This window comes from Pseudaquabacterium rugosum (assembly GCF_038066575.1).
GTDB classification, from domain to species: domain Bacteria; phylum Pseudomonadota; class Gammaproteobacteria; order Burkholderiales; family Burkholderiaceae_C; genus Pseudaquabacterium; species Pseudaquabacterium rugosum.
In genome coordinates, this window is the sequence record NZ_JBBUTF010000011.1 from 117,130 (window position 1) to 137,895 (window position 20,766).

The 20,766-nt window shown below is 72.6% G+C and carries 17 protein-coding genes and 1 pseudogene; 11 read left to right on the forward strand and 7 right to left on the reverse strand.

What is annotated here, in order from left to right:
* Nucleotides 1-7: 7 nt before the first annotated feature.
* The 5 genes from AACH11_RS13210 to AACH11_RS13230 form a co-directional block, all read right to left on the reverse strand.
* Nucleotides 8-1,093: a Gfo/Idh/MocA family protein gene (locus AACH11_RS13210; RefSeq protein ID WP_341374707.1), complete on the reverse strand. Its 1,086-nt coding sequence runs from the start codon at nt 1,091-1,093 to the stop codon at nt 8-10.
* A 19-nt stretch (nt 1,094-1,112) separates the two neighbouring features.
* Entirely contained in the window at nt 1,113-2,183 is a 1,071-nt protein-coding gene (locus AACH11_RS13215) for an ABC transporter permease (RefSeq protein WP_341374708.1), read from the reverse strand.
* Between the two features lie 89 nt (nt 2,184-2,272).
* Nucleotides 2,273-3,868 (reverse strand): sugar ABC transporter ATP-binding protein, encoded by a 1,596-nt coding sequence (locus tag AACH11_RS13220; protein ID WP_341374709.1) that lies wholly within the window; start codon nt 3,866-3,868, stop codon nt 2,273-2,275.
* Nucleotides 3,865-4,542, reverse strand: coding sequence for a DUF2291 family protein (locus AACH11_RS13225; RefSeq protein WP_341374710.1), 678 nt, complete (start codon nt 4,540-4,542; stop codon nt 3,865-3,867). The genes AACH11_RS13220 and AACH11_RS13225 overlap by 4 nt, the downstream gene beginning before the upstream one ends.
* Nucleotides 4,543-4,546: 4 nt before the next feature.
* Nucleotides 4,547-5,488: a D-ribose ABC transporter substrate-binding protein gene (locus AACH11_RS13230; RefSeq protein WP_341374711.1), complete on the reverse strand. Its 942-nt coding sequence runs from the start codon at nt 5,486-5,488 to the stop codon at nt 4,547-4,549.
* A 299-nt stretch (nt 5,489-5,787) separates the two neighbouring features.
* Between AACH11_RS13230 and AACH11_RS13235 the strand changes: the two genes are divergently transcribed.
* The 11 genes and pseudogenes from AACH11_RS13235 (at nt 5,788) to AACH11_RS13285 (ending at nt 18,400) form a co-directional block, all read left to right on the forward strand.
* Nucleotides 5,788-6,618 carry a phosphogluconate dehydrogenase C-terminal domain-containing protein gene (locus AACH11_RS13235; RefSeq protein ID WP_341374712.1) on the forward strand — a complete coding sequence of 277 codons (831 nt, stop codon included), beginning with the start codon at nt 5,788-5,790 and terminating at the stop codon, nt 6,616-6,618.
* 43 nt (nt 6,619-6,661) lie between these two features.
* Entirely contained in the window at nt 6,662-8,092 is a 1,431-nt protein-coding gene (gene oiaK / locus AACH11_RS13240; protein ID WP_341374713.1) for a 3-oxo-isoapionate kinase OiaK, read from the forward strand.
* 31 nt (nt 8,093-8,123) lie between these two features.
* On the forward strand, nt 8,124-8,879 hold the full coding sequence (locus AACH11_RS13245; RefSeq protein WP_341374714.1) for a transcriptional regulator NanR: 756 nt from the start codon (nt 8,124-8,126) through the stop codon (nt 8,877-8,879).
* Between the two features lie 72 nt (nt 8,880-8,951).
* Nucleotides 8,952-11,105, forward strand: coding sequence for a TonB-dependent siderophore receptor (locus AACH11_RS13250; RefSeq protein ID WP_341374715.1), 2,154 nt, complete (start codon nt 8,952-8,954; stop codon nt 11,103-11,105).
* Between the two features lie 28 nt (nt 11,106-11,133).
* Nucleotides 11,134-12,042, forward strand: a complete 909-nt coding sequence (locus AACH11_RS13255) for a LysR family transcriptional regulator (RefSeq protein ID WP_341374716.1) — start codon at nt 11,134-11,136, stop codon at nt 12,040-12,042.
* Nucleotides 12,043-12,164: 122 nt separating this feature from the next.
* Nucleotides 12,165-13,628, forward strand: a pseudogene (gene tcuA, locus AACH11_RS13260) (FAD-dependent tricarballylate dehydrogenase TcuA); the annotation flags it as partial.
* Nucleotides 13,625-14,818: a tricarballylate utilization 4Fe-4S protein TcuB gene (gene tcuB / locus AACH11_RS13265; protein ID WP_341374717.1), complete on the forward strand. Its 1,194-nt coding sequence runs from the start codon at nt 13,625-13,627 to the stop codon at nt 14,816-14,818. The pseudogene tcuA and the gene tcuB, both read left to right, overlap by 4 nt.
* A gap of 176 nt (nt 14,819-14,994) precedes the next feature.
* Nucleotides 14,995-16,005: a Bug family tripartite tricarboxylate transporter substrate binding protein gene (locus AACH11_RS13270; RefSeq protein WP_341374718.1), complete on the forward strand. Its 1,011-nt coding sequence runs from the start codon at nt 14,995-14,997 to the stop codon at nt 16,003-16,005.
* 20 nt (nt 16,006-16,025) lie between these two features.
* Complete coding sequence (locus AACH11_RS13275) at nt 16,026-16,901, forward strand: substrate-binding domain-containing protein (protein ID WP_341374719.1); 876 nt, start codon at nt 16,026-16,028, stop codon at nt 16,899-16,901.
* 99 nt (nt 16,902-17,000) lie between these two features.
* On the forward strand, nt 17,001-17,708 hold the full coding sequence (locus tag AACH11_RS13280) for a chromate transporter (RefSeq protein ID WP_341374720.1): 708 nt from the start codon (nt 17,001-17,003) through the stop codon (nt 17,706-17,708).
* Nucleotides 17,705-18,400, forward strand: a complete 696-nt coding sequence (locus tag AACH11_RS13285) for a chromate transporter (protein ID WP_341374721.1) — start codon at nt 17,705-17,707, stop codon at nt 18,398-18,400. The genes AACH11_RS13280 and AACH11_RS13285 overlap by 4 nt, the downstream gene beginning before the upstream one ends.
* A gap of 27 nt (nt 18,401-18,427) precedes the next feature.
* Here AACH11_RS13285 and AACH11_RS13290 read toward each other — a convergent pair whose 3' ends face one another.
* Both AACH11_RS13290 and AACH11_RS13295 read right to left on the reverse strand, forming a co-directional pair.
* Nucleotides 18,428-19,732, reverse strand: coding sequence for a CaiB/BaiF CoA transferase family protein (locus AACH11_RS13290; protein WP_341374722.1), 1,305 nt, complete (start codon nt 19,730-19,732; stop codon nt 18,428-18,430).
* Nucleotides 19,729-20,712 carry a hydroxymethylglutaryl-CoA lyase gene (locus AACH11_RS13295; RefSeq protein WP_341374723.1) on the reverse strand — a complete coding sequence of 328 codons (984 nt, stop codon included), beginning with the start codon at nt 20,710-20,712 and terminating at the stop codon, nt 19,729-19,731. Before AACH11_RS13295 ends, AACH11_RS13290 begins: the two co-directional genes overlap by 4 nt.
* Between the last annotated feature and the right edge of the window lie 54 nt (nt 20,713-20,766).

Genomic DNA, 20,766 nt, shown 5'->3' on the forward strand with positions numbered 1-20,766 from the left:
GCGCATGTCAGACCTGCGGCGTCACCGCACATTGATCGTCAGCCGCCGAGGCATAGGCCGCCTCCACCAGCGCCAGCGTGTGCAGGTTGTCGCGGCCGCTGGTGGCCGGCTCGCGGCCCGTGCGCAGGCAGTCCAGCCAGTGAGCCTGGATGTTGAGCACGCTGTCCTGGATGTTGTGCCAGGGCCGCTCGGCCCAGGCATGCAGCGGCGGGCTGACGTCACGCACCTCGGTGCGGCCATCGGCCAGCCCGGTGCCGAGGCGGCGCTGGTGCACCGTCAGGCGGTAGCCGGCATCCAGCCGCAGCGAGCCGCCGCTGGCCTCGATCTCGACCAGCGTCTGCGGAAACAGCTCCGCCTCGCGCGGCGCCGCATAGCTGCAGTCGACCACGCTGGTGGCGCCGCTGGCATGGCGCAGCAGCACGGTGGCCACGTCCTCGCCGCGGATGCGCGGATTGACGCGCTGCGTGCTCGCCGACAGCCGCGTCACCTCACCCATCAGGTCACGCGCCACGTCCAGGATGTGGATGCCCAGATCCTCCAGGATGAAGCGCTCGCCCTCCGCCAGATAGGGCTGGGCGCGGTAGACGTCGAAGGCCGAACGGAAGCTCAGCCGTGCCCACACCGGCGTGCCGATCACGCCGGAGGCCAGCACCTCGCGCACCGCCCGCAGCGGCGTCTGCCAGCGGAAGTTCTCGTGCACCATCAGCGGCACGCCGGCCTGCGCACAGGCCGCCACCATCGCCCGCGCGTCGGCCGGCGTCGGCGCGAAGGGCTTCTGGCAGATCACCGCCACGCCGTGGGCCGCGGCCAGCTCGACCAGCGCCCGGTGGCTGGGCGCGGTGGTGGCGATGTCGACGAAATCCGGCCGCACGCTGCGCAGCAGCTCGGCCGCATCGGCGAAGGTGGCCGGAATGTCGAAGGCCGAGGCCGCGGTGGCCAGGCGATCGGCATCGCGGTCGCACAGCGCGACGATCTCGACCGCGTGGGTCTCGCGCAACTGGGCCCAGGCATGCAGATGGTTGTGGGCGAAGAAGCCGCAGCCGATGAGGGCGCCGCGCAGGGGGCGCGGTGCGGAGGACGTCGGGATGCTCATGTCGCTCATCATGCCCGGATCAGGCTGCCGCCCGCGCCTGCAGCACCATGCGCTGCTGCAGCTTCTGCTGGACCTGGTCGACCACCACGGCGGTGATGATGACCAGGCCCTTGATGACGGTCTGCCAGAAGGCGCTGACGCCCATCATGACGAGACCGTCGGACAGGATGCCGATGACGAAGGCGCCGACGATGGTGCCGCCGATGCGCCCACGGCCACCGGCCATCGAGGTGCCGCCGAGCACGGCCGCGGCGATCGCGTTGAGCTCGAAGGTCTCGCCGGTCATCGGGTGCGAGGCCTCCAGCTGCGAGGCGATGATCAGGCCGACCAGCGCCGCGCAGCCGCCCGAGAACATGTAGACGAACATCTTCACGCGCGCCACCTTGACGCCCGAGAGCTGGGCCGCACGCTCGTTGCCGCCCACCGCGTAGATGTGGCGGCCCAGCGGTGTGCGGGCGCCGAGCCAGATGGCCCCGGCGGTCAACGCCACCAGCAGCCAGATCACCAGCGGCACGCCGGCCAGGCTGGTGCCGCCCAGCAGGGGGAAGCCGGTCGTGCCTTGCGACGCCTTGCCTTCGAGGTTGGGGAAGGTGGCGCCATCGGACATCAGCAGGGCCGCGCCACGCGCCACGTACAGCGTGCCCAACGTGGCGATGAAGGGGGCGACGTTCAGCCGCGTGATCAGCCAGCCGTTGACGGCACCGACGGCCACGCCCACCGCCATCGCGATGGCGATGATCTCGACCACGTTGAACCAGACCACGTGGGTGCCGCCGGGCAGCGGCAGGCCGTTCAGGATCAAGGCGCCGGCCACCATGCCCGACAGGCCGACGATGGAGCCCACCGACAGGTCGATGCCGCCGCTGACGATGACCCAGGTCATGCCGATGGCCAGGAAGGCGTTCAGAGCGACGTGCTTGCCGATGATGACGGCGTTGTCGGCCGACAGGAAGTTGGGCGCCGCCGCGGCGAAGAAGGCGGTGACGATGAACAGCGCGATGAAGGTGCGCGCCTTGAGCAGCAGCAGCAGGGCCGCATCGCGCGGCGCGGCGGCCGGCGCACGGGCCGTGGGAGCCAGGGTGGCGGACATGGTCGTTCCTGAGGACATGAGGGGTTGGATGCGGACGCGGCGCAGGAGGCGGCCGGGTGTCGGTGGCAGGGTCCTGGAGGGGGCCGGTCTCAGGCCGCCTGCGGCAGCGCCTGGCCGGGCGCGGAGGCGGCGACCACGGCCTGCTGCGTCGCCTCGCCTTCGGCGAAGGTGGCGGTGACGCGGCCTTCGCTCATGACGACGATGCGGTCGGACAGTGCCATCACTTCCTCCAGATCCGAGGTGACGAAGAGGATGCCCATGCCGTCCTTGGCCAGGTCGCGCATCACCTTGAACACGTCGGCCTTGGCGCCGATGTCGATGCCGCGGCTGGGCTCGTCCATCAGCAGCACGCGCGGGCCGGTCATCAGCGCACGGCCGATCACCACCTTCTGCTGGTTGCCGCCCGACAGCGAGCCGATGGGCAGCGCCGGGTCGGCCGCCTTGATGCGCAGGTCGCGCACGCTGGCGGCCACGGCCTGGCGCTCGTCGGCCGGCCGCAGGTGGAAGCGGCGCGCCAGCCGGCCGAGGAAGGACAGCGTCAGGTTCTCGGCGATGCTCATCGTGTGGACCAGGCCGTCGGCCTTGCGGTCCTCGGGGATCAGCGCCATGCCGGCGGCGATGCAGCCGCTGACGTCGCGGCCCATCAGCTCGACGCCGCCCAGCCGCACCCGGCCGCTGGCGCGGTCCGGATGGCAGCCGAACAGGCACTCGAACAGCTCGGTGCGGCCGGCGCCCATCAGGCCGTAGATGCCGACGATCTCGCCGGCGCGCAGCTGCAGCGAGACGTCCTGCACCAGCCAGCCCGGCGCATTGGCCCGCGGCAGGCGGACGCCCGCGACGTCGAGCACCACATCGCCGAAACGATGGTCCTCGGTGCGCGCGAAATCGCGCGTGGAGGCGCCGACCATCTGGCGCACGATCCACGGCACGTCGACCTCGGCCATGCGGGCCGAGCCGGTGATGCGGCCGTCGCGCAGCACGGTGATGTAGTCGCCGATGCGCACCAGCTCCTCCAGCCGGTGGGAGATGTAGACGATGGCCACGCCGCGGGCCCGCAGGTCGGCGATGACGCGGAACAGCACCTCGACCTCGGTCGCGCTCAGGGCCGAGGTCGGCTCGTCCAGGATCAGGATGCGCGCGTCCTGCGCCAGCGCCTTGGCGATCTCGATGATCTGCTGCTGGCCGATGCGCAGCTCGCCGACCAGGGTGTCGGGATCGAGCTCGTGGGCCAGATCGCGCAGCAGCGCGCGCGCCCGCTCACGCTGGGCGTCGGCATCGACGCGCAGGCCGCCGCGCGTGAGCTCGCGGCCCATGAACAGGTTCTCGGCGATCGACAGGTTCGGGAACAGGTTGAGTTCCTGGAACACGATGCCGATGCCATGGCCGCGGGCCACGTCGGTGCTGCTCAGCACGACCGGCTCGCCATCGAGCAGCACCTGACCGGTGGTCGGCTGCTCGACGCCGGCGATGATCTTCATCATCGTGGACTTGCCCGCGCCGTTCTCGCCCACCAGCACGTTGACGGCACCGGCGCGCAGCGCGAACTGCACCTGGCGCAGCGCGGTCGTGCCCGGATAGACCTTCTGCACCTCCTGCAGCCGCAGCACCACCGGATGATGGGCATCGTCGTCCGCACTGCAGGGCCGCGGCCGGTGGGGCGTCGTCGTGGGATGCGCCGTGCTCATGGGGCCTCCAGCGTCATCTGCACCGGCAGGATGGTCGGCGCCTCGGTGGCGTCGGCGGTGGTGAAGACACCCAACAGCGAAACCGTGCGTCCGACCAGCCGCTCACGTGGCAGGTCCTTGAGCGCGACGGCCGCGGCCTGGTCGTTGAAGGCATTGCCCAGCTGCGCGAACTCCACCTGGTTGGCGTAGTCGGTGAAGCTGACGAAGGGCAGCGCGTCGCGCAACGCGGTGCCGCGCAGCACCGGACCGATCTGGATGGTGACATCGGCCTGGCCATCGCCGTCGACATCCACCTCGGCGGTGGCCGCGCTCAGCTCGGTGTCGGCCTGCACGATGCGGCCCTTCAGGCGGGTGACGAAGTTCCAGGGCGCCCCCTCGCCACGGGCCCGGTGGCCGTGGGCGGCACCGGCGGCATCGAGGTCACGCTGCATGGCCGCGCGCAGGGCGGGGAATTCGCCCGCGCGCTGCTGCAGCGCCGGCAGCACCTTGGCCTGCCAGACATCGACGACCTGGGCGCGGGCATCGAAGGCCTGGTTGGAGAAGCTGCCACCCGGGGCCGTGGCGGCCTCGACCGGCACCGCGCGCTCGATGCGGCAGCCCGAGCTCAGCAGGCCGAGGCCGGCGACCAGGGCCAGCAGGCCGGCCCGGGCGGAGATCAGATCGGTCCGGTCCACGGTGTCACTTCTTCATCGCGAAGGTTTCGAGCTTGGCGGCGTTCTTCGCGTTGATCAGCACGCAGTCCATCAGCTGCTTCTCGGGCTGGCCGGTGGAGCCGGTCTTCAGGAACTTGTCGGCCTGCTCGACCGCGATCTCGGCCTGGCGGTGGGCCGGCTGCAGCACGGTGGCCTTGATGCCGCCCTTGAGGATGGAGTCGCGCACGTCGTTGCTGCCGTCGAAGCCGACGACGATGACGTCGGTGCGCTTGGCCGCCTGCAGCGCGGCCCAGGCGCCCATGGCCATCGTGTCGTTGCCGGCGATCACGCCCTTGATGTCGGGGTTGGCCTGCAGGATGGTCTCCATCTTCTTGAAGGCCTCCGGCTGGCTCCAGTTGGCCGACTGGCGCGCCACCATCTTCAGGCCGGGGTACTTGTCGATCACGTCGTGGTAGCCCTTGCTGCGCACGCCGGCGTTGATGTCGGCCTCACGGCCGACCAGCTCCACGTAGTTGCCCTTCTCCTTCATCAGCTTGACGAACTCCTCGGCGCCCAGCTGCGCGCCCTGGTAGTTGTTGCTGACGATCTGCGTGACGGCGATGCCGGTGGCATTGATCTCGCGGTCGATCAGGAAGGACGGGATGCCGGCCTTCTTGGCCTTGGCCACGGCCGACACCGACGCCTCACTGCCGGCGTTGTCCAGGATGATGGCCTTGGCCTTGCGCGCGATCGCGGTGTCGAACAGCTCGTTCTGCTTGTTGGCGTCGTCGTTGTGCACCAGCACGATGGCGTCGTAGCCGAGGGCCTTGGCCCGCGCCTCGGCCGCCAGCGCCTCGGCCTTGAAGAAGGGGTTGTCGTGCGAGGGCGTGATGACGGCGATCAGGTCCTTGGCGGCGGCCGGGACGCAGGCGGCCCAGCCGCTGAGGGCGGCGGCGACGAGGACGGCAAGAGCGGGACGACGGGTCATGGGGTCTCCTGAAGGCGCGACATCGGCGCCGTTGTGGTGTGATGAGTAGATCAATAGAGTGCATTGACCCGCACCCGTAGATACCCTTGAATGGCCGGGACACGGCCTCCCAAGAACAAGGGAATCGCTCGCATCTTCCAGTCACGACATGGACTTGCCACTGGAAACCGGGTTTCCGCCGGGCCTGGTCCATGGGAAAACCCGAACCACGCGAATGATCGACAGATCAGATACTCATCACACCAGCAAGACGCAATCCCTGCCCTTGCGCACCTGACCCTCCACCAAGGACCTCCCGCATGACCCCCACCATCGCCCTGTTCGGCGCCGGCGGCAAGATGGGCTGCCGCCTGTCGAAGAACCTGATGGGCTCGCCCTTCCGTGTGCGCCATGTCGAGCCCGGCGCCGTCGGCCGCCAGCGCCTGAAGGACGAGCTGGGCCTGGACGCCGTCACCGCCGAGGCCGCGCTCGACGGCGCCGACGTCGTCATCCTGGCCGTGCCCGACACGCTGATCGGCCGCCTGGCCGCCGAGATCTCGCCGCAGCTCAAGCCCGGCACCATGGTCATCACGCTGGATGCGGCCGCGCCCTTCGCCGGTCATCTGCCCGACCGGCCGGACCTGACCTACTTCGTCACCCACCCCTGCCACCCGACCATCTTCAGCCCCGAGGTCCACACGCCCGGTGCCGTCGACTACTTCGGCGGCATCTCCGCGCCGCAGAGCATCGTCAACGCGCTGATGCAGGGCCCCGAGGAGGCTTACGCGCTGGGTGAGGCGATCGCCCGCGTGATCTACCAGCCCATCCTGCGCAGCTACCGCGTGACGGTCGAGCAGATGGCCCTGCTGGAGCCCGGCCTGAGCGAGACCGTGTGCGCCACGCTGCTGGACGTGATGCGCGAGGCGATGGACGAGGTGGTGGCCCGCGGCGTGCCGGCGGACTGCGCGCGCGATTTCCTGCTCGGCCACATGACCATCCTGAGCGCGGTGATCTTCAAGCAGATCCCGGGTCAGTTCAGCGATGCCTGCAACAAGGCCATCACCTTCGGCAAGCCGCGCCTGATGCGCGACGACTGGCTGAAGATCTTCGACCGCGACGAGATCGCCGACAGCATCCAGCGCATCACCTGAGGTTCGACGGCAGCCCCGCCCGCCCCTCCGCCCCCCTTTCCGCATGGCCCATCCGACCTCCAGCCCGTCCGCGGGCATCTCCTGCGACCCCGCCCCCGGCCAGCACCCGGCCGACGCCTGGCCCGACGGCCCGCTGCTGGCCTGGTGCGGCGACGACTTCACCGGCTCCACCGACGTGATGGAGGCCTTCGCCCGCGCCGGCGTGCCCTGCGTGCTGTTCCTGGCACCGCCCGAGCCGCATTGGGTGCAGCGCTTCGCCGGCCAGCGCGCGATCGGCCTGGCCACCACCGCGCGCGGCCGTGATCCGGCCTGGATGGACACCCATCTGCCCGAGGCCTACGCCCGGCTGCAGGCCTTCGGCGCACCGATCCTGCAGTACAAGGTCTGCTCGACCTTCGACTCCGCGCCGCACGTGGGCAGCATCGGCCGCGCGGCCGAGCTGGGCCAGGCCGCGGTCGGGGGTGACTGGGTGCCGGTGGTCGTCGGTGCACCGCGTCTGAAGCGTTATCAGGCCTTCGGCAACCTGTTCGCGGTGGCCAACGGCCAGGGCCACCGGCTGGATCGTCATCCGACGATGGCCCGCCATCCGGTCACGCCGATGGACGAGGCCGACCTCGGCCGCCACCTGGCGCGGCAGACGGCGGCCCCGGTGGCGCTGATCGACCTGGCCCAGCTGCAGGCCGGCCAGGGCGCGGCCCGCCGCGACGCGCTGCGCGATGCGGCCACCGCGCCCCGGGTGCTGATCGACGTGATCGACGAGGCCACGCTGGCGGCGGCGGGCGCCCTGGTCTGGCGTGGCCGGGGCCAGGGCCTGTTCTGTGCCGCCTCGTCGGGCCTGCAGGATGCGCTGGCCGCGCACTGGCGCCGCTGCGGCCTGCTGGCGGCGGCGCAACCGCTGCCGCGCGCGCCGGCGGTCGAGGCGATCGCGGCCGTCAGCGGCAGTTGCTCGCCGGTGACCGCCGCCCAGATCGCGCGGGCCGCCGAGGACGGCTTCACGCTGCTGCGCATGGACTTGCCCGCCGCCCTCGACGGCGCCGGCACCGCCGAGGTCGAGCGTCTGGTGACGGCCGCGGCGCAGGCGCTGGCCGCCGGCCGCAGCCCGCTGGTGCATTCGGCCACCGGGCCGGACGATCCGGCGGTCACCGGCTTCGACGCGATCGCGCGCGCCGCCGGCCTGGGCCGTGCGGCCGCCGCCGAGCGGGTCGGTCAGCGGCTGGCCGACGTGATGCGCGGCCTGCTCGACCGCACACCGGCGCTGCGCCGCATCGCGATCGCCGGTGGCGACAGCTCGGGCGCGGTGGCCGGCTCGCTGGGCATCGCCGCCCTCAGCGTCAGCGCCGGTCTGGTGCCCGGTGCACCGCTGTGCCGCGGCTGGTCGGACGAGCCACGGCGCGATGGTCTGGAACTGGTGCTCAAGGGCGGCCAGATGGGGGGCGTGGACTTCTTCGGGCAAGTGCGGAGCGGGGGACACTGATGCCCCTGCCGCCATCCGGTATCCTCAGCTCATGAGCACCGGAGAACCGATCCAGCGTCGCAAGCTGTACCACGAGGTGATGGACCGTCTCGTCGAACGCATCCGCAACGGCGAGATCGGTCCGGGCCAGCACCTGCCCTCCGAGCGCGAGCTGATGGAGTTCTACGGCGTGGGCCGCCCCGCGGTGCGCGAGGCGCTGCAGGAACTGGCCCGCAGCGGCATCCTCGAGATCACGCACGGCGAGCGGGCCCGCGTGGTGGTGCCCACCGCCCAGTTGCTGATCGGCCAGATCGCGGGCGGCACCGAGCACCTGCTGCACGTGCAGCCCGACATGCTCGAACACCTGAAGGATGCCCGCATCTTCCTGGAGACCGGCCTGGCCCGGCTGGCCGCCGAGCGCGCCACGCTCGACGACGTCAGCCGCCTGCGCCTGCGCCTGACCGAGCACCGCCGCGCGCTGCAGCAGCTCGACCAGTTCATCGACCGCGACATGGCCTTCCACCGCGAGATCGCGGCCATCAGCGGCAACCCGATCATGCCGGCCATCGTCGAGGCGCTGTTCGGCTGGGCCCGCGCCTACTACCAGTCCATCGTCCGCGCCCCGGGCGCCGAGGACCTGACGCTGGCCGAGCACGAGCGCATCGTCGACGCCATCGCCGGCCACGACGCCGCCGGCGCCGAGCAGGCCATGCGCGATCACCTGACGCGGGCCAACGCGCTGTACCGGCGGGCCCCGCAGGCACCGGCATCCGCGGGCGCAGGGGATCCGGAGAAGCCGGCAAAATAGCGCGCTTCGTCAGCCAGCAGTCTGCCAGCCACGGCCCGGGCGCCACGCGCCCTCCTCCACCGTCACGCTGGCATGAATCCCCCTGCGCTCCGTCCCTTCCGCACCCTCCGCCCGCTGCTGCTGAGCCCGCTGGCCCTGGCCTGCGGCGCCGCTCTGGCACAAGAAGCCGCACCGGCTGCGGCCGCCGCGGCACCCACCGCCAGTACCCCGGCCGCTGTGCAGCCCACCCTGCTGCCCGCCCTCAAGGTCAAGGCCCGCAAGGCCGAGGTCGAGGGCGATGCCCGCCACAGCAGCGGCGCCACACGGATGCCGCTGTCGCTGCAGGACACGCCGTCATCGGTCAGCGTGATCGACGGGGCGCTGATGCGCGACTTCGGCATGCAGGACGTCAACCGCCTGCTGGATCTGACGCCCGGCGTGCTGGTCGAGCGGGTCGAGACCGACCGCGTCTACTACACCGCCCGCGGCTTCGACATCACCCAGTTCCAGCAGGACGGCCTGGGCATGCCCTTCGCCAACGGCGCCCAGTGGGGCCGGCTGGACACCGCCCCTTACGAGCGGGTGGAGGTGCTGCGGGGCGCCACCGGCCTGCTGGCGGGCACCGGCAATCCATCGGCCACGGTGAACTTCGTGCGCAAGCGCGCCAGCAGCACCGATCTGAAGGCCGAGGCCCAGCTGACGCTGGGCTCGTGGAACCAGCGCCGGCTGGACCTGGACGTCGGCGGCCGGCTGGTCGAGGACGGCAGCGTGCGCGGCCGCCTGGTGCTGGTCGATGACGACAAGGACAGCTACCTCGACCGTTATCACAGCCACCGCAACGTCGCCTACGGCGTGCTGGAGTGGGACATCGGCCGCGACACCCTGCTGAGCGTCGGCCTGCACGGCCAGCGCAGCGAGTCCGACAGCCCGATGTGGGGCGCCCTGCCGCTGATCGACAGCAACGGCCGACGTGTGGACTACTCGACCGGCACCAGCACCGCCGCGGACTGGAGCTGGTGGAACAACCGCAGCAACGAGGCCTTCGCCGAGCTCAGCCACACGCTGGGCGGCGGCTGGCAGACCCGCGCCACGCTGACGCGCCGCCACCGCGCCGCGCCCAGCGAGCTGCTCTACGTCTACGGCACGCCCGATGCCAGCGGCGCCAGCAGCGGGCTCTACGGCTATCCCTCGGCCTTCGACGGCCGCTACGTGGACACGGTGATCGACGCCTATGCCAGCGGCCCGCTGCGCCTGGCCGGCCGCACCCACACGCTGATGGCCGGCATCAACCTCGGCCGCCAGACGGTGGACGAGACCTCTCGCTATCCGGACGACACCGCGGTGGCCGTGCCCTCGCCCGAGGGCTGGGACGGCCGCCTGGCCGAGCCCTCGTTCACGGCCCGCCAGGACGGCTCGCAGGTGCAGCGCAAGCGCCACAGCGTCTATGCGGCAATGCGCCTGGACGCCAGCGACGGGCTCAAGGTCTCGCTCGGCCTGAACGCCAGCCAGGTGCGCCACACCGGCCAGAGCTACGGCGTGGACCAGGCCGTGCGCCACACCGCGGTCAAGCCCTTCATCGGCGCCGTGCTGGATCTGGACGCCACCTACAAGGCCTACGCGTCCTATGCAGAGGTCTTCAATCCGCAGATCGAGGCCGACGTCAACCGCCGCCCGCTGGACGCGCTGGAAGGCAGCAACCTGGAAGCCGGCGTCAAGGCCGCGTGGCTGCAGGGCCGGCTGGATGCCAGCGCCGCCGTCTTCCGCACCCGCCAGCGCAACGTGGCCGTGCACGCCGGCTACCACGACGACTGGAGCAGCTACTACCGCGGCATCGACGCGACCAGCACCGGCTACGAGCTGGAACTGCGCGGCCGCCCCGTGGCCGGCTGGCACGTGTCCGCCGGCTGGACCCACCTGCAGCTGCGCGACGGCGCCGACCAGGACGTCAACCGCTACATGCCCCGCCGCAGCCTGCGCCTGACCAGCACCTGGGACGTGCAGCCGCGCCTGAAGCTGGGCACCGCCGTGCGCTGGCAGAGCCGCGTGGCCGACGCCACCGGCACCGTCGAGCAGAAGGCCTACGGCCTGGTCGACCTGTCGGCCACCTGGACCATCGACCGCCAGTGGAACGCCCGCCTGGCCGTCGACAACGTGGCCAACGTGAAGTACCTGAACAGCCTGAAATGGGACCAGGCCTACTACGGTGAGCCGCGCAGCGTGAAGGCCACGGTGAGCTGGACGCACTGAGCGCCACCGCAGCGGCGACACTGCCGCCATGAAGATCGACATCGACGGCCTGCAGGCCTTCGTCGCCATCGCCGACCTGGGCGGCTTCGGCAAGGCGGCCGGGCATCTGCACCTGACCCAGACCGCGCTGACGCGCCGGCTGCAGAAGCTGGAGGCCTGGCTGGGCCTGCAGCTGATCGAGCGCAGCACGCGCCGCGTGGCCCTGACCGGCGTGGGCCGCGATTTCCTGCCGCAGGCGCGCGCGCTGGTGCAGGACATCGGCGGCGCGATGCAGCGCCTGCGCGAGATGGGCCAGCACGGCCACGGCCAGTTCACGCTGGCCTGCATCCCGTCGATGACCTCGCACGTGCTGCCGGGGCTGATCGTGCACTACGCGCGGCGGCACCCGGCCAACCACATCCGGCTGCTGGACGGCGCCTCGACCGAGGTGCGCCAGGCGGTGCTCGGCGGCCAGGCCGAGCTGGGCATCGCGCTGGCCGGCGAGCGCCACGCGGAGCTCGCCGAGACGGCGCTGTTCGACGATCCGCTGGTCTTCATCTGCCGCGACGACCATCCGCTGGCCGGCCGCACGCGCCTGCGCTGGCAGGACATGCGTGGCCAGGACCTGGTGGGCGTCGGCAGCCTGATGGCCACCCGCATCGAGATGGAGGCCCAGCTGGCGCGCAAGGGCATCACGCTGACCCCGCGCTACGAGGTGCAGCACCACGCGACCGCGCTGAACCTGGTGGCCGCCGGCGTGGGCTGCGCGATCCTGCCGGCCTCCACCTTCCGCGACGGCGATCGCCCGGGCGTGTGCCGCCGTGCGCTGACGCAGCCGGTGGTGCAGCGCCAGGTGCGGCTGCTGCAGCGCCGCGCGGCCGCCCTGTCGCCGGCCGCCCGCGCCTTCGTCGCGCTGCTGCGCGAGACGGACCTGCGCACGGCGGAGGCCGGGCACTGATGCCGAACGCTGATACCGGCAACTGATGCCTGACGGGCATGAATCGCACCCGGATCTTCATTTCACGCATGCATCGCCGCTGAGCAGAATCCGCTCCCGTCAACCACCCCGACGGAGACGAGCGGATGTCGCAGCAGGCGATGGACACCGATGTACTGGTCATCGGCGGCGGCAATGCCGCGCTGTGCGCCGCGCTGATGGCGGCCGAGGCCGGCGCGCGCGTGATGCTGCTGGAGGCAGCGCCGCGGGCGCTGCGCGGCGGCAACTCGTCCCATACCCGCAACCTGAGGTGCATGCACGACGGCCCGCAGGACGTGCTGGTCGACGCCTATCCTGAGGAGGAGTTCTGGCAGGACCTGCTGAAGGTCACCGGCGGGCGCACCGACGAGGCGCTGGCGCGGCTGACGATCCGCGCCTCGGCCCACTGCCGCGACTGGATGCGGCGCCACGGCGTGCGCTTCCAGCCGCCACTGTCGGGCGCGCTGCACGTGGCGCGCACCAATGCCTTCTTCATGGGCGGCGGCAAGGCGCTGGTCAATGCCTACTACCGCAGCGCGCAGCGCCTGGGCGTGGACGTGCGCTACGAGCACCCGGTGCAGCGGCTGGAGCTCGACGACGGCCGCTTCGTCGCCGCCTGGTCGGGCGAGCGGCGCATCACGGCGCGGGCCTGCGTGCTGGCCGCCGGCGGCTTCGAGTCCAACCGGGACTGGCTGCGCGAGGCCTGGGGCCGCAACGACCGCGGCGAGTGGCCGGCCGACAACTTCCTGATCCGCGGCACCCGCTTCAACCAGGGCACGCTGCTGCGCCACCTGATCGACGCGCACCATGCCGACGCCATCGGCGATCCGACCCAGGCCCACATGGTGGCCATCGACGCGCGGGCGCCGCTGTACGACGGCGGCATCTGCACCCGCATCGACGCGGTGTCGCTGGGCATCGTCGTCAACCGCGACGCGCAGCGCTTCCACGACGAGGGCGAGGACTTCTGGCCCAAGCGCTACGCGATCTGGGGCCGGCTGGTGGCCGGCCAGCCGCAGCAGACGGCCTGGTGCCTGATCGACGCCAAGGCCGCCGGCCGCTTCATGCCGCCGGTCTTCCCCGGCGAGCGGGCCGACACGCTGGAGGCGCTGGCCCGCGCCATCGGCCTCGATCCTCAGGCGCTGGGCCGCACCGTGCACACCTACAACGCCGCCTGCCAGGGCGGCCACTTCGACCACACCGTGCTCGACGACTGCCACACCCGCGATCTGAGCCCGCCCAAGAGCCATTGGGCGCGGCCACTCGACACGCCGCCCTACACCGCCTACCCGCTGCGCCCGGGCGTCACCTTCACCTACCTGGGCCTGCGCACCGACGCGACGGCGGCCGTGCATTTCGGCGGTCAGCCCAGCCCCAACCTGGGCGTGGCCGGCGAGATGATGGCCGGCAATGTGCTGGGCCAGGGCTACACGGCCGGCGTGGGCATGTCGATCGGCACCGCCTTCGGCCGCATCGCCGGTGCGCGGGCGGCGGCCACCGCGCTGGCCGCGCGCCCTGCCCGTGCGACGCGTACGGCGCGTCCGGTCCCCACCGGGAGCACCCGATGAGCACGCCGCAACTGGACGCGCTGACGCGCGAGGCCCATGCGCTGGCGCTCGGCGCGGCGCCCGCGTCCGCCCTCACGCCCGAGGCCGAGGTGGCCCGCGTGCTGCAGATCTGCAACGCCTGCCGCTACTGCGAGGGCTTCTGCGCGGTGTTCCCGGCGATGACGCGGCGCCTGTCCTTCGCCGAGGCCGACGTGCACTACCTGGCCAACCTCTGCCACAACTGCGGCGCCTGCCTGCACGCCTGCCAGTACGCGCCGCCGCACGACTTCGCCGTCAACGTGCCGCAGGCCATGGCCCGGGTGCGCGGCCGCACCTATGCCCGCCAGGCCTGGCCGCGCGCGGCCGCACGGCTGTACGAGCGCAACGGCCTGGTGGTGGCGCTGGCCCTGGCCATCGCGCTGGCGGCCTTCCTGGCGCTCGGCGTGGCGCGGCTGGGCGGCGGGGGCGCGCTGTGGCGCACGCCGGCCGGGGGCGATTTCTATGCCGTGTTTCCGCACGGGCTGCTGGTCGGGCTGTTCGCGCCGGTGGCGGCCTGGGTGGTGCTGGCACTCGGCATCGGCCTGCGCCGCTACTGGCGCGAGGTGAGCGCGGTGACCGGCGCCATCGCCCCCGGTCAGGCCGCCCTGGCCGACGCCGGCCGCGACGCACTGACGCTGCGCCACCTCGGCGGCGGCCACGGCGACGGCTGCCACGAGGCCGACGACGGCCACAGCCTGTGGCGCCGCCGCTGCCACCACCTGACGGCCGGCGGCTTCCTGCTGTGCTTCGCGGCCACCGGCGTGGCCACGCTGATGCACTACGCGTTCGGCCTGAGCGCGCCCTACGACTGGCCGTCGGCGCCGAAGCTGCTGGGGGGCGTCGGCGGCGTGGCGCTGCTGGCCGGATCGCTGGGCCTGGGCTGGCTGCGCCTGCGCCGTCACCCGCTGCACGGCGACGCCGCCCAACGGCCGATGGACCTGGCCTTCATCGCGCTGCTGGCGCTGGCCGCGGCCAGCGGGCTGGCGCTGTGGGCGGCCCGCGGCACGGCGGCGCTGCCGCTGCTGCTGTGCCTGCACCTGGGCGGCGTGATGGCGCTGTTCCTGACCCTGCCCTACGGCAAGTTCGGCCACGGGCTCTACCGCGGCGCGGCCCTGCTGCGCCACCACGTCGAACGCCGCCTGCCCGACCCGGTGCGCCTGGGCGGCGACTGATCGGCGGCACCGCATCCCCGGGGGGCCGGCCCCGTCATCCCCGGCCCGCACGCATCCCACGGGCCATCCGCTGCCCGACATCCCGAAGCCCCCGGGGCCGGGCTGTGCCCAGCCCGCCCCTCGAGGGGGTCAAGGCCGTTCGGGACGGCCCTTCATTTCCTTGTGAGGAGACACCCATGACCTGCACACGACGCCCGATCCGGGGCGCCGGGGCGACGCTCGCCCTGACGCTGACCCACGCCGTGCTGACCACCGCCCTGGCGAGCCCCGCCGCCCACGCCCAGACCGCCGAGCTGCCGCGCAAGCCGGTGACGCTGGTGGTGGGCTTCGCCGCCGGTGGCGCGGCCGATCTGGCCGCCCGCGTGATCGGCAAGAAACTGGCCGATCAGATCGGCCAGCCGGTGGTGATCGACAACCGGGCCGGTGCCGGGGGCAACCTGGCCCATCAGTTCGTGGCCCAGGGACCGGCCGATGGCAGCGTGCTGCTGTTCGGCTCGGTCGGGCCGCTGGCCATCGCGCCGCACCTGATGAAGATCGCCTACGACCCGCAGCGCGATCTGGCGCCGATCACGATGGGCGTCAACTTCCCCAACGTGCTGGTGGTGCATGCCGGTGCCGGCATCCGCAGCTTCGGCGAGTTCATCGCCGCCGCCCGCAAGAGCCCGGGCAAGCTCGACTACGCGTCCACCGGGCCCGGCTCCGCCAGCCACCTGGCCGGCGAACTGATGGACGACATGGCCCGCATCGACACCGTCCACATCCCCTACAAGGGCGGCGCCCCGGCGCTGCAGGATCTGCTGGGCGGCCGCGTCACCAGCTACTACTCGACCTATTCGACCGCGCAGGCCCACATCGACGGCGGCAAGCTGATCCCGCTGGCCGTCACCGGCCCGAAGCGCCTGCCCCAGCTGCCCCAGGTGCCCACCATCGCCGAATCCGGCTACCCCGGCTACAACGCGACCAACTGGTATGCGTTCGTCGCCTCGTCCAAGGTGCCCAAGGCGCTGCTCGACCGCTGGAACACCGAGCTGGTCAAGGTGCTGAAGTCGCCCGAGGTGGCGGCCGAGCTGAACCACCACGGCATGCCACCCGCCCCCTCGACGCGCGAGGAGCTGGCGCAGGAAATCGCCCGCGAGACCACCTACTGGGGCCGCGTGATCCGCGACCGCAAGATCACCCTGCAGTGAGACCCGAGGAGACCATGACCATGACGCCACACACCGCATCCCCGACATCGCCTGCGCCTGTCCTGGCCAGGCCGCGCGCGCCCGGGACCCGCAAACGGACCCGCACCCGCCTGCTGGCCATCGGCCTGGCCTGCGTCGGCTGGCTGGCCGCCACGCCGGTGCTGGCCGCTGAACTGAGGGTCATCACCAGCGGCGCCTTCACCGAGGCCTACAAGCAGCTGATCCCGCTGTTCGAGGCGGCCTCGGGTCACACCGTGGTCAGCGCCTTCGGTGCGTCCAGCGGCAATGCGCCCGACGCCATCCCGGTGCGCCTGGCCCGTGGCGAGGCCTTCGATCTGGTGATCCTGTCGGAGACCGGCCTGGCCGCGCTCGAACAGGCCGGCCACGTGCAGCCCGGCTCGCGCCAGGACCTGGCCCGCTCGGCCATCGGCGCGGCGGTGCGCAAGGGCTCGCCGCGGCCCGACATCTCGACCGTGGCCGCCCTGCGGCAGACGCTGCTGGACGCGAAGTCCGTCGCCTGGTCGGCCAGCGCCAGCGGCACCTGGCTGACCGGCACGGTCTTTCCGCAGCTCGGCGTGGCCGAGCAGATGCAGCGCACCGGCCGCAAGATCCTCAGCGAGCGGGTCGGCGCGGTGGTGGCGCGCGGGGATGCCGAGCTCGGCTTCCAGCAGATCAGCGAGCTGATCTACTTCAAGGAGCTCGACTTCCTGGGGCCCCTGCCCGAAGAGGTGCAGCAGAGCCTGTTCTTCTCCTCCGGCCTGGTGCGCGGCAGCACCGAGAGCGATGCGGCGCGGCAGCTGGTGCGCTTCCTGGCCTCGCCGGCGGTGGCGCCGATCGTGCGCAGCACCGGGCTGGATCCGGTGGGGGCGGCCCGGCCCGCCAGCGCGGCACGCTGAGGCCGCGGAATGGCCCTGCGCACCCCGTCCGCTTTGTTTCGAAGTTTGAATTGATGCAAAGTGCGGCCTACACTGCGCAGCCCCGCCCGGAAGCCCACGATGCCGCCTGACGCCACCACCGCCGCCATGCCTCCGCCGCCGCCGCCGCCGTCGCCATCACCGCCCCAGACCGACGCGCCCCAGCGCCCGAGCGGCCCGCTGCAGCTGTTCCGGGTCTTCACCTGGACGGCGCTGCAGGGCTTCGGCGGCGTGCTGGCGGTGGTGCAGCGCGAGCTGGTCGAGCGCCACCGCTGGTACACGCCGCAGGGCTTCGTGCAGGACTGGGCGGTGGCCCAGGTGCTGCCCGGGCCCAACGTCTGCAATCTGGCGCTGATGCTGGGCGACCGCACCCACGGCTGGCGCGGCGCGCTGGCCGCACTCGCCGGGCTGCTGGTGGCGCCGGCCGCCCTGCTGCTGACGCTGGCCGTGCTGGTCGGCCAGGCGGCCGCTCATCCGGACGGGCAGGCGCCGCTGCAGGGCGCGCTGCACGGCATGGGCGCGGTGGCCGCCGGGCTGATCGCGGGCACGGCGCTCAAGCTGTTCCAGGCGCTGCGCGAGCACCCGCTGGGCTGGACCGGCGCCGGCCTGGTCGCCGCCGCCACCTGGGCCGGCCTGGCCCTGGCCGGCTGGCCGCTGACGGCCCTGGTGCCCGGCCTGGGCGCCATCGCCTGCACCGCCACCGCCTGGCGGCTGTACCCCGCGCAGCCGCCCAGCGGCCCGGGGGCCGGCCCGGGCACCGGCCACCCCGACACCGGAGACCGCCGATGAGCCCCGCCGACTGGATGGACCTGGTCTGGCGCCACCTGAGCCTGTCGCTGCTGGCCGTCGGCGGCGCGATCACGCTGGCGCCCGCGCTGCACGATTTCCACGTCCGCGAGCACCACTGGCTGAGCGATGGCGACTTCGCCCAGGCCGTGACGCTGGCCCAGGCCGCGCCCGGCCCCAACGCGCTGTTCATCGCGCTGCTGGGCTGGCAGGCCGGGCTGGCCACCGCCACGACCCACGGTGCCGGCCCGGCCCTGGCGCTGCTGCACGGCCTGATGGCCGCATTGCTGAGCCTGGCCGCCATCCTGCTGCCCAGCTCGCTGCTGACACTGACGCTGACGCGCTGGACGCAACGCCACCGCCAGCACCTGGCCGTGCGCGCCTTCCGGCAGGGCATGTCGCCGTTGGTCATCGGCGTGCTGCTGGCCACCAGCACCCTGCTGCTGCGGGGGCAGACGGTGGCGCCAGTCGGCGCGATGGCCGATGCGTCGGGCAGTGCGGGCGTGGCCGCGGTGGCGCCTGCGACAGCGGCATCCGGCGCGGGCGCCCTCGCTGCGCTGTCCACCGTCACCTGGCACCATGCCGCGCCCTGGGCCATCGCCGCCACCGTCGCGCTGCTGGTGCTGCGCAGCCGCGTCCACATGCTGTGGCTGCTGGGGGCGGGCGCGCTGGCCGGGGGGCTGGGGTGGTTGTAGCGGCGCCAGCGCCGTGCATCGCGGCCTTCAGCGCCCCTGCGGGTCCGCGGTCGCACCGCCGATCACGCCCGCGGCCCGCAGCGCCGCGATCTCGTCGGCCGAGTAGCCGGCCTCGCGCAGCACCGCGTCGGTGTCCTGGCCCAGCGACGGGGGCGCGTGGCGCAGGCCCGGGCGCTGGCCGTCCAGCGTCAGCGGCAGCAGCGGCACCTGGGTCTCGACGGCGCGCCCGGCGCCGCTCGCATCGGCCGGCAGGGTGACGGGCGCCAGGCCGCCGGTGGCCTGCAGGTGCGGGTCGTCGAACAGCTCGTGCGGGCGGGCGATCGGGGCGTAGGGCAGTCCGATGCGCTCGAAACGCGCCGCCAGCTCGGCCGCGCCGAAGGCCTCGAAGCGCTGGCGCAGCAGCGGCAGCATCCAGGATCGGGCCTGCACGCGGTCGTTGTTGCTGACCAGGCGCGGATCGCGCTGCAGGTCGTCGAAGCCGAAGGCCTCGCACATCAGCGCCCACTGGGTGTCGGTGACGGCGGCCAGGAAGATCTGCTCGCCGTCCTTGACGCTGAACACGTCGTAGACGGCCCAGGCGCTGATGCGGCTGGGCATGGGCGCGGCCGGCCGGCCGGTGACGGCGAACTGCATCATGTGCTGGGCGACCAGGAACACGTTGTTCTCGAACAGCGCGCTCTGCACCTGCTGGCCACGGCCGGTGCGGTCGCGCTCGCGCAGCGCGGCCAGCACGCCGATGGCGCCGAACATGCCGCCCATGATGTCGTTGACGCTGGTGCCCGCGCGCAGCGGCCGGCCCTCGGGCCCGGTCATGTAGGCCAGGCCGCCCATCATCTGCACCACCTCGTCGAGCGCGGTGCGGTGCTCGTAGGGGCCGGGCAGGAAGCCCTTGTGCGAGACGCAGATCAGCCCCGGGTTCAGGCGCGACAGCGCCGCGGCGCCGAAGCCCAGCCGGTCCATCGTGCCGGCCTTGAAGTTCTCGCTGAAGACATCGGCGGTGGCCAGCAGGCGCAGCACCGCCTCACGGCCGCGCGGGTCCTTGACGTCGATGGCCAGGCTCTTCTTGTTGCGGTTGAAGATGCCGAAGAAGCCGGCGCCCGAGCCCAGCAGCTGGCGCGTGCTGTCGCCGGCCAGCGGCTCGACCTTGATGACCTCGGCGCCCAGATCGGCCAGGATCATCCCGCAGGTCGGGCCCATCACCATGTGGGTGAACTCGACCACGCGCAGGCCGGCCAGCGGCAGGGGGCGGTCGGCCGCGGCGTCGGTGGGGGCGGCGTGGGCGTTGGCGTTGGCGTTGGCGTTGGCCTTGGTGCCGGAAGAAACGTCGGTCATGAGCGGTCAGCGTCAGCGGAAGCGAGGGTGGAGGTGGCCGCCGAGGGTCGGCGGCCATCGGCATAGGTGAAGCCGGGCGGCAGGCCGGCCTCGGGCGTCATGCCGTACAGCGGCTCGCCGGGCAGGCCGGCGGCCAGCACGGCACGCGCGGCCTGCAGGCGCTCCAGATCGACGCCGGTGCGCACGCCCATGGCCTCGAACATGAACACCAGGTCCTCGGTCACGACATTGCCCGAGGCGCCGGGCGCATAGGGGCAGCCGCCCAGGCCGCCCTGCGAGCTGTCGAAGGTGCGCACGCCCTCGTCCCAGGCCGCCAGACAGTTGGCCAGGCCCAGGCCGCGGGTGTTGTGCAGATGGGCCGCGCCGGTGCGCGTGCCGATCTCGGCGCGCACGCGGCGGAACAGGCGGCGCACCTGCGCCGGATCGGCCATGCCGGTGGTGTCGGACAGGCCGACCTCGTCGACGCCGGCCTCGGCCAGCGCCACGGCCAGGCGCACCACATCGTCCTCGGGCACGCGGCCCTGCAGCGTGCAACCGAAGGCGGTGGACATGCCGGCCTCGACGCGCACCGCGGGCGCGCTGGCATCGCGCAGCGCGACGACCTGGCGCACCAGCTCGACCATCTGCGCCGGCGTCTGCCGCACATTGGCCATCGAGTGGGCGGCACTGGCCGACACCGGCAGCGTCAGCTTGTGCAGCGGGGTGGCCAGCGCGGCCTGGGCACCCCTCAGATTGGGCACCAGCGCCATCACCGTCAGGCCGGGCAGGCCGACGGCATGGCGCACCACGTCGGCCACATCGGCCATCTGCGGCAACAGGCGCGGCGACACGAAGGAGCCGACCTCGATCTCGCGCAGGCCAGCGGCGTGCAGCGCATCGATCCAGGCGCATTTGGCGGCGGTCGACATCGTGGCCTGCACGCTCTGCAGGCCGTCGCGCGGGCCGACCTCGCTGATCAGGACATCGGGGGGAGCAGTCACAGGCGGGGCATCCGGTCGGTGGATCGGGGTCAGCGTCATAAGTCTGTCAGACAG